This window comes from Cobetia sp. UCD-24C, from assembly GCF_001306765.1.
Classification (GTDB): Bacteria; Pseudomonadota; Gammaproteobacteria; order Pseudomonadales; family Halomonadaceae; genus Cobetia; species Cobetia amphilecti.
This window is the reverse complement of record NZ_LJTD01000004.1, coordinates 156,865-168,940: the sequence shown is the minus strand read 5'-3', so window position 1 is coordinate 168,940 and position 12,076 is coordinate 156,865. Positions and strand designations below refer to the sequence as shown.

Annotated in this window: 9 protein-coding genes; 5 read left to right on the top strand and 4 right to left on the bottom strand. The window is 58.3% G+C overall.

The window, feature by feature from the left end; translation table 11 throughout:
* Window positions 1–135: 135 nt before the first annotated feature.
* A complete protein-coding gene (locus AOG28_RS07160; protein WP_054555860.1) occupies window positions 136–1,050 on the bottom strand; it encodes a LysR substrate-binding domain-containing protein in 915 nt (304 codons plus the stop codon).
* Between the two features lie 501 nt (window positions 1,051–1,551).
* On the opposite strand from AOG28_RS07160, the gene AOG28_RS07155 reads away from it, so the two are divergent.
* The 4 genes from AOG28_RS07155 (at window position 1,552) to AOG28_RS18650 (ending at window position 7,783) form a co-directional block, all read left to right on the top strand.
* The gene (locus tag AOG28_RS07155) at window positions 1,552–3,162 is read left to right on the top strand and encodes a BCCT family transporter (protein ID WP_054555859.1); all 1,611 of its coding nucleotides are present in this window, start codon (window positions 1,552–1,554) and stop codon (window positions 3,160–3,162) included.
* A gap of 314 nt (window positions 3,163–3,476) precedes the next feature.
* A complete protein-coding gene (locus tag AOG28_RS07150; RefSeq protein WP_054556107.1) occupies window positions 3,477–5,099 on the top strand; it encodes a BCCT family transporter in 1,623 nt (540 codons plus the stop codon).
* An 812-nt stretch (window positions 5,100–5,911) separates the two neighbouring features.
* A complete protein-coding gene (locus AOG28_RS07145) occupies window positions 5,912–7,615 on the top strand; it encodes a sodium:solute symporter family protein (protein WP_054555858.1) in 1,704 nt (567 codons plus the stop codon).
* Between the two features lie 39 nt (window positions 7,616–7,654).
* Window positions 7,655–7,783 (top strand): putative transporter small subunit, encoded by a 129-nt coding sequence (locus AOG28_RS18650; protein ID WP_215824257.1) that lies wholly within the window; start codon window positions 7,655–7,657, stop codon window positions 7,781–7,783.
* Window positions 7,784–7,880: 97 nt separating this feature from the next.
* Here AOG28_RS18650 and iolB read toward each other — a convergent pair whose 3' ends face one another.
* From iolB to AOG28_RS07130, 3 genes are all read right to left on the bottom strand, one after another.
* On the bottom strand, window positions 7,881–8,684 hold the full coding sequence (gene iolB, locus AOG28_RS07140) for a 5-deoxy-glucuronate isomerase (protein WP_054555857.1): 804 nt from the start codon (window positions 8,682–8,684) through the stop codon (window positions 7,881–7,883).
* Window positions 8,685–8,726: 42 nt separating this feature from the next.
* Complete coding sequence (iolG, locus tag AOG28_RS07135) at window positions 8,727–9,722, bottom strand: inositol 2-dehydrogenase (RefSeq protein WP_054555856.1); 996 nt, start codon at window positions 9,720–9,722, stop codon at window positions 8,727–8,729.
* A gap of 134 nt (window positions 9,723–9,856) precedes the next feature.
* The gene (locus AOG28_RS07130) at window positions 9,857–10,750 is read right to left on the bottom strand and encodes a MurR/RpiR family transcriptional regulator (protein ID WP_234368213.1); all 894 of its coding nucleotides are present in this window, start codon (window positions 10,748–10,750) and stop codon (window positions 9,857–9,859) included.
* Window positions 10,751–11,036: 286 nt separating this feature from the next.
* Between AOG28_RS07130 and AOG28_RS07125 the strand changes: the two genes are divergently transcribed.
* On the top strand, window positions 11,037–12,029 hold the full coding sequence (locus AOG28_RS07125) for a sugar ABC transporter substrate-binding protein (RefSeq protein ID WP_234368214.1): 993 nt from the start codon (window positions 11,037–11,039) through the stop codon (window positions 12,027–12,029).
* Window positions 12,030–12,076: the final 47 nt, after the last annotated feature.

Below are 12,076 nucleotides of genomic sequence, written 5' to 3'. Positions count from 1 at the left end.
CCACGTCTCCGAACGAACAGCAAACAGCGCACAGCGATCAACCGGCAGATGCCAGATGTCCAGAACTCAGAACACAGAAACAAAAAACGCCACCCGAAGGTGGCGTAGTCACGTAACAGCTCTCGCTCTGGCGGATCAGGTGGGCACGCTGCGACTCTGTGCCTCCAGCCAGCCAAGGAGGGTCGCGACGCGGGGGTCCCGCTCCAGCTCGCGATGACAGACAGCCCCCCATTCACCGCGCCCGGTCGTCACCTGTCCGGTCGGGTTGATGAGTCGACCGTTCGCCAGGTCATCGTCGGCAAAGGGCCCGTTGACCAATGCGACGCCCTCCCCGCGCGCCGCCATCTCCAGGGCGACGGCCAGGGTGTCGACCACGATGCAATTGCGGGTGGGACACGGGCCTAGCGACAATGCCTCGAAGTAACTCTCCCAATTCCAGCCCTCGGTGTAGACCCCGATCAACGGCAGCGTCTTCAAGGCATCCGCGGCAACCGAGCGTGCATCGTCGCCCAGCAGCTGGGGGCTGCATACCGGGAAGAGGCGTGACTCGAACAACGGCTGCCAGTGCAGGTGGTCCGCCAGCGGCGCATCGCGGAAGACGATACCGACATCGGCATTGGCCTCATCGAACTCCCAGCCGAGACTGCACGTCATCAGCTTGAGCTCGACTTCAGGATGCATGGCCTGGAAATGCGACAAGCGAGGTGCCAACCAGCGAATCGAGGTCGTCACATAGACCTGAATCGTCAGCGGCTGGGCATGCTGCATCTGGCGCAGAGACTCGGCGCCTTGCACCAGGCCCGCCAGCGCTTCACGCACTACCGGATAGAAACGCTCGCCAGCCGCCGTCAGCACCACATGACGGCCTTCACGGGCAAACAGTTTCACCTCCAGACTCTCTTCGAGACGCTGAATCTGGTTGGCGATGGCCGGATGCGTCAGGTTCAGTTCCTCGGCAGCCGCGCGGAGACTCAGCAGACGCGCAGCAGCTTCAAACCCTTTCAGCGAACTCAAGGGCGGCAGTTTCTGCAGTGGCAGAGGGGTTGGCATAGACGACACTCACGAAAGGCGGACGATGGGAGAGCAGGAGCCATTCTCGAAACTGACAAACGCCTCGCATGCCGCTCTCACCTCCGCCGAAAAGACAATGACAAAGACGGGTGACTGTCACAGACAGCCACCCGCGTAATTGCCTTCGATGATACCAAACCCATCGGGGCTCGTAAGGCTCCTGGCTTTGCATGGGTCTTGCTGCTTATGCGGGAGTCTTTACTATCCCGATTGCGACCTTCGCGTTTCTTTTTACGACAGGGCGCAAGATTTCTCGCGGTTCATTGCCATAGGCTGCATGCGCAACCCACTGCCACACCTGGGCGAGGTTTCCCGATCTGGAATGGCCAGCCATGAACGTGCGATAAACATGATATTCTCAACAAAAACAAACGTTCGATTCTTTCGCATCTTACAATGAGGCCCCCCCCGACCCCGACACCGCGCTATACCGAATCCCCTTCCCGCAAGAAACACTATAACAAGATCAAGGAGTGACCCATGTTTGGATCTTCCATTCGACCACTGGTCTTCTGGCCCCCGTTCATACTGCTCTTCGTATCCGTCGTCGCCAGCCTGGTCGACCTCGAAGGGTTTCTGGCTGTCACCACCAATCTCAACAACCAGGTACTGAGCAAGTTCGGCTGGTTGTTTTCCATCACGGCGCTCAGCATGGTGGTGGCCTGCCTCATAGCCTATCTTTCGCCGTTGGGCCGCACCCGTATCGGCGGCGAGAACGCGACGCGACTGTTGTCCCCATGGCGTTGGTTCTCCATCACGTTATGCACCACGTTGGCCGTGGGCATCATGTTCTGGTCGACCGCAGAGCCGCTTTATCATCTGCACTCGCCGCCCACCTCGCTGGACATTGCCGCCAATAGCCCGGAAGCCGCGCGGTTCGCGCTCTCGACCATGTTCCTGCACTGGTCGTTCACGCCCTATGCGATCTACACCGTCCCTGCTCTGATCTTTGCCCTGATGCATTACAACCTCGGCAAACCCTTCTCGCTCGGGACCCTGTTCGTGCCGCTGCTGGGAGATCGACTGATCGGTCGCAAGGGACGTGCGCTCGATGCACTTGCGCTCTTCGCCCTGGTCTGTGGCATGGCGTCGTCCCTCGGCACAGGGGCCATGACACTGGCAGGCGGCATCGACCGCTTCCTCGGCACTGGCTCGGGCCCGCTGATGCTGGGCATCGTCACCCTCGCAATCGTGCTGTGTTTCACCGCTTCGGCGGCCAGTGGTCTGCAAAAAGGCATCGCACGCCTGTCCGCCATCAACGCCAAGGCTTTCTTCGCCTTTCTCATCTTCGTGTTCGCCTTCGGTCCGACGCTGACCATCCTGGGCTACGGCACGGAAGCGGCTGGCGAATACTTCACCAACTTCATGAGCAAGAATCTGTTCACCGGGGCCTTCGACAATGACCCCTGGCCACAGAGCTGGACCATCTTCTACTGGGCCAACTGGATGGCATGGGCACCGATCTCGGCTCTGTTCCTGGGCAAGATCTCACGGGGGTATACCGTGCGGCAGTTCATGCTGATCAACATGGTGGCGCCCTCACTCTTCTCGATCATCTATGTCGCGGTGTTCAGCAGCACGACATTGAAGCTCGACATGGATACCGCCGGGGCACTCAACACCATTCTCAGCGAGGCCGGGGCTGGCTCGGTGATCTACGCACTATTCGATGAGCTACCGATGAGCTCTCTGGTGGGGGGGATCTTCCTAGTCATCGCCTTCCTGTCCTTCGTGACAGCGGCCGACTCCAATACCGACGCCATCAGCCAGCTCTGCAGCTCGGATAGCCAGGAGGCTCTGGCAGGCAATGAAAGCGAAGACCGCAGCAAGGGCCGCCTGATGATGAAGATCATCTGGGGCTCGACCATCGGCGCCGTCGCCTGGATCATGACTTCCTTCGTCGGTATCGACGGCATCAAGATGCTCTCCAACCTCGGCGGGGTACCAGCGCTCTTTATCGTGATCGGTGCCACGGCGTCTCTGATACGACTGGTCTCGATCGGCACCGCCAAGATCGGCCTCGAGCACACGCCGTCACGCAGTTATTCGGCGGAAGCTCACCAGCGCTGGCAATCTTCCCAGTCCAGCTGAGCTAGCTCGAGATGGCGTGATACTCAAGTCCTCTAGGAGAAACCACGACACCCCCGGGCCGAAAGGCAATGGGGGTGTCGTGGTTTTCTCTTGAGTGTCATGACCCGCACAGTGTCGTGGGCCATGCAGTCTGCGTAACGGCTCGGGGGCGTTAGCCACTGACGCAATTTCCGGACAGAACTTTCTTGAAATCCCGCCAGCGCATTACATGAACGCGCGCGTATATACGCCGTTGATGAGCGAATCTCAACGCTGACAAAACAGAATTTTATGGGTTAGGATCCGCACCCTCACAAGAAATTATAGGAATGCGTATGTTTGGCTCTTCCATCCGCCCCCTGGTCTTCTGGCCACCGTTCATCCTGTTGATGGTCGCGGTGGCAGCAAGCCTCATCAATCTTGAAGGCTTTCTCGCCACCACGACGGCCTTGAATGACTGGGTACTCAACAAGTTCGGTTGGCTGTTCTCGATTACGGCATTGGCGATGGTGGTGACATGCTTGATCACTTACCTGTCACCACTGGGCCGGACCCGGATCGGTGGTGAAAATGCCACGCGGATCCTGACACCCTGGCGCTGGTTTTCCATCACGCTATGTACAACGCTGGCCGTCGGCATCATGTTCTGGTCGACCGCAGAACCGCTCTATCATCTGCATACTCCCCCCGGTTCGCTGGATCTGACGGCGAACTCTCCCGAGGCGGCGCGCTTTGCGCTCTCGACGATGTTCCTGCATTGGTCATTCACGCCCTATGCGATCTATACCGTCCCGGCATTACTGTTCGCTCTGATGCATTACAACCTGGGCAAGCCGTTCTCGCTCGGCACGCTCTTCGTGCCGCTGTTGGGTGATCGTCTGATCGGTCGCAAGGGCCGCGCGCTGGATGCACTGGCATTGTTCGCACTGGTCTGCGGCATGGCATCGTCATTGGGCACCGGCGCCATGACACTGGCCGGCGGCCTGGACCGCTTCCTGGGGACCGGCACTGGCCCGCTGATGCTGGCACTGGTGACTCTCGCCATCGTGGCCTGCTTTACCGCCTCCGCGGCCAGTGGTCTGCAGAAAGGCATTGCGCGTCTTTCCGCCATCAACGCCAAGGCCTTCTTCGTCTTCATGGCCTTCGTCTTCCTGTGCGGCCCGACCCAGACCATTCTTGGTTATGGCACCGAAGCCGCAGGTGAGTATTTCAACAACTTCATGCAAAAGAGCCTGTTCACCGGGGCCTTCGATGACGATCCGTGGCCGAAAAGCTGGAGTATCTTCTACTGGGCCAACTGGATGGCATGGGCACCGATTTCCGCCCTGTTCCTGGGCAAGATTTCCCGTGGCTATACCGTGCGCCAGTTCATGCTGATCAACCTTGTCGCACCGGCTCTGTTCTCGATTACCTACGTGAGTGTCTTCGCAAGCTCCACTATCCAGTTCGACATGCAAAGTGGCGGTGCGCTTTACCAACTGCTGAATGAGTCTGGTGCAGGCTCCGTCATCTATGCCCTGTTTGACGAACTGCCGATGAGCACCTTGGTCAGCGCCGTCTTCCTGATCATCGCCTTCCTGTCCTTCGTGACGGCGGCCGACTCCAACACCGAAGCGATCAGCCAGCTGTGCAGCACCGACAGCCAGGCCGCCATGGCCGGTGACAGTGATGAAAACACCCATGATCGTCTGCTCATGAAGATCATCTGGGGCTGCACCATCGGCGCCGTCGCCTGGATCATGACGGCCTTCGTGGGCATTGACGGCATCAAGATGCTCTCCAACCTCGGCGGTGTGCCAGCGCTGTTCATCGTGATTGCCGCCACGGCGTCCCTGCTGCGTCTGGTGTCGATCGGTACCGCCAAGATCGGTCTCGAGCACACGCCGTCACGTAGCTATTCTCCCGAAGCGCACCTGCGCTGGGAAAGCACTCGCAAGACGGCGGAAAGCTCTCGGTAAGCCAAACCCTGCGCTGAGCATGCCCACTACGCCCTGTCTTCGGACAGGGCGTTTTACTGTGGGTAGGCCGCTTTGAAGACTCGCTCTCCCATGCGTCAACGTCCCCTTCCACGCCGAGTCAGTCGTTGCCTGAGCCATTGAGGGAGTCTTTTCCTCAAGCATTGGACAAGTAATACGCATGACGTAATGACAACGATTTATTCAACTTTCTGGCTCCATTCAGAAAGCTCAGCAAATAAACACAACTCATGCCGAGTAATATTATTTATATAATACGTCATGTCTTCCATGCTGCTCTGGCACGTGTCACGCCACTGAACATCGTCGCACCCGCTCGTCCAACCACCGTTGACGTGAATGAGAGGCAAGCTTTGCCCGCCAGGGTGTGGACATTGACATGCGTATAATTTATCGTTGCCAACGAATTTGATAACGAGAGAAAATAAAAACACCGTTTTGCCAAGCTTGGGGCTGACCAACAACTCGCATCAGCGCCCTTGCAAGGCTTGACCGATAACAAGGACGCGTATGCGATATCATTATTCCGATGAAGGCAGATGCATGCCACGCCGCCCTCCCCCAAGTTCCCGCCTGACCGGGAAGTGCCACCAACTCCGTCTTCATTGACCGAGATTGCCGATTATTGATGACGCGGCCCACGTGCTGCGCTGGATGCCATTTGCTTGAGCAAATGACGCTGAACTACGTCCACGGCTAAGAACCTTCCCCTCCTTACTCGTCGCTATCGACAACCGTTTGCCCTCTGGCAACTGCGTTGCGTAGCGCCCTGTTTCCCTACCGAGGGCCAGTTCTTGAACAACGAATCGCTATATCAATTCTCTACCCTGACTGTCGTACTGCTGCTGCTTGCCTTCTATGGCGGCACCTACCTGATGACGCTGGGGATCCGCAAGAAAAATGAAGATGCCGATGCCTTCATGGTCTCCAACCATCGCGTTGGCTTCGGCATGGGCGCGGCGAGCATGACGGCTACCTGGATCTGGGCGGCCTCCTTCTATGCTGCCGCCACCTCCGGCTATACCTATGGTGTCTCAGGGCCGATCCACTATGGCCTGTGGGGTGCACTGATGATTCTGTTCATCTACCCCTTCGGCCGCCGCTTCCGCAAGCTGGCGCCCAATGCGCATACACTGGGCGAGCTGATCCATGCGCGCCACGGCTCCTCCAGTCAGCTGATTCTGGCGCTCTCCAACCTGCTGGGTAGCGTGATCAGCCTGATGGTCAACTTCACCGCCGCCGGGGCGCTCGTCTCCGTGCTCTCGCCGCTGTCCTTCCAGGCGGGCGTGATCATGGCAGGCGTCGGGGTGCTGTTCTATACCCTGTGGTCCGGCTTCCGCGCCTCGGTGCTGACCGACTTCGCGCAGCTGGTCGCCTTGATGGCAATCGCCATCGTGATCATCCCGGCAGTGTTCTTCGCGATGGGTGGCCCGACAGAGCTGGTCGCAGGCCTGGATAACCTGACGCCAGAGCAGGCCAACTTCTTTTCGACGGATGCCATCCTGAATCAGGGTGCGCCCTTCTTCGTCGCGGTACTGGCCTATGCGATCGGTAACCAGACCATTTCCCAGCGCCTGTTCGCCGTCAACGAAGACCACATCAAGCCGACCTTCCTCACCGCGACGCTGGGCTATGGCGCCATCGTCATCGGCCTGGGCATGATTGGCCTGATGGCACTGACACTCGGGGTGGAGCCGCTCAACGGCGACATGAACAACCTCATCCCGCAGATGGTGTCCGAGTATCTGCCGCCGTTCTTCATCGCGCTGTTCTTCATTCTGGTGATCGGCTCGCTGTCCTCCACCGCGGATTCCGACCTTTCCGCGCTGTCCGCCATCATCATGGCCGATGTCTATGGCAAGAATATCGCCCGCGGCAAGCCAGACCCGAAGCGCATGCTCTTCATCGGCCGCTTGACCATGATCATCGCCACGGTGCTGGGCATCGTCTTCGCCAGCTTCTCACTGGATATCCTGGTGATGCTGGTCTTCGTCGGGGCTCTGTGGGGCGCGATCGTCTTCCCGGTCATCGCCAGCTGCTTCTGGAACCGGGTGACCAACACCGCCTTCACCACGTCGGTCATCGTCGCGATGGTGATGTTCTGCCTGGCACGCTTTGAACTGGTGCCGCTGACGGGCATGAGCGGTCTGTTCTTCGAGCTGCTCGCCAGCATCGGCGGCGGCGTGATCATCGGCCTGATGGTATTCGGCTTCCTGGGGCGCATTCTCGGCATCCTTGCGGGAATCGCGGCCATGATCGCCATGCTGATCTTCGCGACTGACTTCCTGCGCGACTACACCGTCCTGCTGGCATCACTGACCGCTTACGGCACCAGCACCCTGGTGTGTGTGGTCATGAGCCTCGCCAGCCGCCAGGAACGCTTCGACTTCGACACCATCACCGCACGTGTCGGCAACTATGACGAAGCACTTGACTCAGGCGATCGTGATACGACAACACCGATCCAGACGCAGCCTGCTGCCTCCACCGGCGCATGATCTGGATAACGTCCGAGACAGAACAGGGAGACAACACACATGACATTGCTATTTGCCACCTACGTACTGGTATGGCCAGTGCTCACCCTGGCGGTATTGATCGTCATCTGCCGCGCGGTCGCACGTGATCGCCGCATCGCACGGGAAGAAAAGCGCGAGCTGGTATGAAGCCCTCTGGCGTAATGTGACGCCATGAACGCAAAAGCCCGCCTCTGGAATGTCCAGAGGCGGGCTTTTTACGACTTATCGAAGAATGACCTGTCTATCACGCCTGCTCGACGATCCACTCATGCGCAGGATCATTCTTGAACTTCCAGACCCGCTTGGGGCCGGCCATGACATTGAGGTAGTAGAGCTCGTAGCCGTGCGGGGCGGCGGCGGGGTGGTATCCCTCCGGCACCATCACACAGCAACCGTCTTCCACCGCCATGGTCTCATCCAGAGAGCGATCATCAGTATAGACACGCTGGAACGCAAAGCCCTGTGACGGATTGAGCTTGTGATAGTAGGTTTCCTCCAGGAAAGACTCTTCCGGGAGGTTGTCCGCACAGTGCTTGTGCGGCGGGTAGCTGGACCAATTACCCGGCGGTGTATAGACCTCAACCACCAACAAACTATCAGCAGGCTCTGTCTGCGGAAGAATGTCCTGCACATGGCGCGTATTGGTCCCCTCGCCTCGTGTCGAACAGGCCACCTGCTCGGGGCGAATCAAGCGCGCGGCATGGTTGCCATGCCCCGGTGCACTGCAAACTGCTATCTCAAGCTCTGTCAGGGCTTCTACCGAGTAGGCGACGCCATCTGGCAGATACACCGAATAGGGAGGCAAGTGATCGAATACACTCATGCGCTCGCCAATATTCTCGAAAGTCTGGTCACCGGAACGCACGGTCGCGCGCCCCGAGAGCAGCACGAGGCATTGCTCACGACTCTCGGTGTGGCGCTCGAAACGCTCACCTTGTTTCAAGCGATGCACGCGAAAGCCCACGTGTGTCCAGCCTGCAGATTCCGGGGTTACCTCGAGCAAGGTGCCATCTTCGCTCGGGGCATGCGGTCTAACGAGAAGAGTCATGTATCAGCTCCTGTCTGGCAGTGGTGTTGGAGGAGTGGCCTTTCAGCGAATCTCACTGAGGAGTACACGCCGACCTTCGCGATAGGAAATTAGAGCTGCCTCGGCGAGTTCCAACGCGGCAAGACCATCTTGGGCTCCGGCCAGAGGGGCACGACCTTCTTGCCAGGCAGTGACGAAATCTCCCACCTCACGAACATAGGCCTGCGCGTAACGCTCGAGGAAGAACCACTGTGGACGCTCTTCCACCACGCCTTCCACGCCGGTGAAGCGCAGGCGCGTATCAGTCTCGTTGCGCGCCTCCAGCATGCCCTGGCTGCCAAAGACCTCGATCCGCTGGTCATAGCCGTAACAGGCACGACGCGAGTTGCTAATGGAGACCAACTTGCCAGAAGCACTCTTCAGATTGATGAGTGCACTATCCAGATCTCCCGCTTCACCGATGGCTGGATCCACAAGGCAGCTGCCACTGACCGTCACCTCCGTGACCGACTCGCCCAGCAGCCAGACCGCCATGTCCAGATCATGAATGCTCATGTCACGGAAGAGTCCTCCCGAGGCTGCCACATATTCTGCGGGCGGCGGCTCTGGATCGCGACTGGTGATGGTGATCATCTCGAGTTCCCCGATTCGTCCCGCTTCCAGCGCCTGCTTGAGCGCCGAGAACTGAGGGTCATGGCGACGATTGAACCCCAGTGCACAGGTCACGGGGTACTCTGCCAGCACACCAAGACAGTGACGCGTTCGCGCAAGATCCAGATCGATCGGCTTCTCGCAAAGTACCGCCTTGCCAGCACGAGCCGCGCGCTCAAGGAAGTCACAGTGAGTCGGAGTGGAGGAGGCGATCAGAACACCATCAATGTCCGCTGACGCGAAGATGTCTTCCGCCGTCATCACCGGCACACCATATTCCGCAGCGAGTGAATTGGCAGCCTCCGGGAAGGCATCACTGACACACGCCAGTTGAGCCAAGGGGTGCTCAAAGATGGCGCGAGCGTGAACACGACCGATGCGACCGGCACCCAGCAGAGCGATTTTCATGTGAAGCGTCCTCCGTATCTATGGCGTTTGTTGTTGTTACGTCTCGAACGAATTGAGAGGGACTGTCGGCAAGCACTACCTCCTGTAGTGCTCGCCTTTTCCGTACTTCAGCCTCAAAAGTTGGCAGCGCCCTCTTACTGCAATGAGGTGTCTAGCGGTGTGGTGCCCTGCAACTCCCCGCTGCCCTGCTGGCGAACGCCCAGGCCGATGGCAAGTGCCTGGGCTAGGCATAGCGTGGACGTCAGGCCTCGGAAGCCTTGAACTTCCGCTTCGTTCACCACCAATACGACATCTGCATGGTGAGTCAGCGGGCTCAGGGAAGAGTCGGTGATGAGTACCGTGGGGGTACCGCGCTCACGCGCCACATGGACGGCAGACTGCACCTCTTCTGCGTAAGGCGCGAAGCTGGTGACCAGCAGACAGTCTTGGGGGGAGATCGCCTCTGCCTGCTCGCGATACATCGCTCCCATGCCGTCCATCAAGAAGGCGCGTTTGGCGATATGCCGCAATGAGTAGGCCAGGTAGCTTGAGACGACGAAACTTCGCCGTGCCCCCAGAAGGTGAACAGCCTCCGCGACTTCTAACAGATCGAGAGCTCGCTCGATATCCTTCGACGCGATACGCCCTGGCAATTCACCAAGTACTTGCTGATTGGCAGCCGAGAAACTTCTCAACAGCTCGTGAGCACCAGGACTCTCACCCGTTACTTCTCGGGCGACTCTGATGCGCTCGCTGTAGCTGGGCTCAGCTTCTACTAGGCGTGCTCGAAAAAGTTTCTGCATCTCCGAAAAGCCCGAAAACCCCACAGCATTGGCGAAGCGGATGAGCGTAGAGGGCGTGACATCGGCTTTTTGGGCGAGACCTGCCACGGTACCGAAAGCCACTTCTTGAGGATGATCCAACAAAAAGCGGGCACTTTGTTGCAGCCGACGCGACAGCGATGGGTATTGCTGGCTGATATGCGCCTCGAGGGATTCGAAAGACTCAATCTGCCGAGCTGTCATTTGTAGAGGGGTGATATCTGCCATAGATACTCCTGTCACTTGTCACCTGCCGACCCGGCGCCGATGCGGCCGTAACTCGGGAGTGAACGATGACTGGCAGTCTAGGCACATGGAATGAAAATTCCAACAAAAAAATAAATTGAATATTCCGGTTGCATTCCGCCCAAGTGGAATCTACATTCCAACTACCGGTCGGAATGGAACACGCCATGCTCCAGACCACTGGGCACTCGCATACTGGAAGAGAGCAACGCCAGTCCGCTCTTCCTCACTGACAAAGACAATAACCAAAGAACGTCAGGAGCCAACCATGTACAAAGTCGAGCCTTTCGCCACCTCTCCGAACTCTCACAGAAGGATGCCACGCCTGCGTCGTGCGGTAGCCAGTCTCACGACAGCCTTGTTAGCAGTCTCTGTGGCCAATGCTGCCTGGGCAGCCGACACCGAACGCTACGTCATGATCACTCATGGCCAGAACTCCGACCCCTTCTGGTCTGTCGTCAAGCGCGGCGCTGACGATGCGGCTGAAGAGCTTGGTGTCAAAGTCGAGTACCGCGCACCTTCTACCTTTGACATGGCAAAGATGGCCCAACTACTGGATGCTGCTGTGGCCTCACAGCCAGATGGCCTTATCATTTCCCTGACAGACGCCGATGCATTGGGCAAAGGCATCAAGAACGCTGTGGAGCAGCAGATCCCGGTCATCACCATCAATTCTGGTGGCGATAAGTCCAAGGAGATTGGCGCACGTCTTCACATTGGTCAAAGTGAATATGAAGCAGGGCGCGGTGCAGCAGAACGCATGGTCGAGAGCGGCGCCAAGCACGGGCTCTGCATCAATCAGGAACAAGGCAACGTAGGCCTAGATGCACGGTGTGCGGGCTTCATCAAAGGGTTTGACGGTAGCGCCAGCGAGCTAGCCACCAGCACCGATCCCACCGAAATCAAAAACTCTCTCGTGGCTTACCTCAATCAGCATAGCGAAGTGGACGCCATCCTCGCCCTGGGGCCTCTCGGCTCTGAGCCAATGCTCAAAGCCATGCAAGAAGCCGGCGCTACTCAAAAATTTCAGCTCGGCACCTTCGACCTCTCCCCCGATATTCTTGCCGCGATTCAATCGGGTGAAATGAACTTTGCCATTGATCAACAACAGTACCTGCAGGGCTATCTGCCGGTGGTCTTCATGCATCAGTACCACATACACGGTCTGATGCCGGCTGGCGATGTCGCCACAGGCCCCGGGTTTGTTACCGCCGAAAATGCAGGTCAGGTCATCGAGCTTTCAGAGCAAGGCATTCGCTAAGCGAAAAGCTCAATTTGGCAAAACTTTCATTTCCATGACATGGCGTC

Bases quoted from the DNA above. Each gene is read 5' to 3' on its own strand.
- AOG28_RS07160 (WP_054555860.1), bottom strand. From the start codon at position 1,050: ATGCCAACCCCTCTGCCACTGCAGAAACTGCCGCCCTTGAGTTCGCTG.
- AOG28_RS07155 (WP_054555859.1), top strand. From the start codon at position 1,552: ATGTTTGGATCTTCCATTCGACCACTGGTCTTCTGGCCCCCGTTCATA.
- AOG28_RS07150 (WP_054556107.1), top strand. From the start codon at position 3,477: ATGTTTGGCTCTTCCATCCGCCCCCTGGTCTTCTGGCCACCGTTCATC.
- AOG28_RS18650 (WP_215824257.1), top strand. From the start codon at position 7,655: ATGACATTGCTATTTGCCACCTACGTACTGGTATGGCCAGTGCTCACC.
- iolB (WP_054555857.1), bottom strand. From the start codon at position 8,684: ATGACTCTTCTCGTTAGACCGCATGCCCCGAGCGAAGATGGCACCTTG.
- iolG (WP_054555856.1), bottom strand. From the start codon at position 9,722: ATGAAAATCGCTCTGCTGGGTGCCGGTCGCATCGGTCGTGTTCACGCT.
- AOG28_RS07130 (WP_234368213.1), bottom strand. From the start codon at position 10,750: ATGGCAGATATCACCCCTCTACAAATGACAGCTCGGCAGATTGAGTCT.
- AOG28_RS07125 (WP_234368214.1), top strand. From the start codon at position 11,037: ATGTACAAAGTCGAGCCTTTCGCCACCTCTCCGAACTCTCACAGAAGG.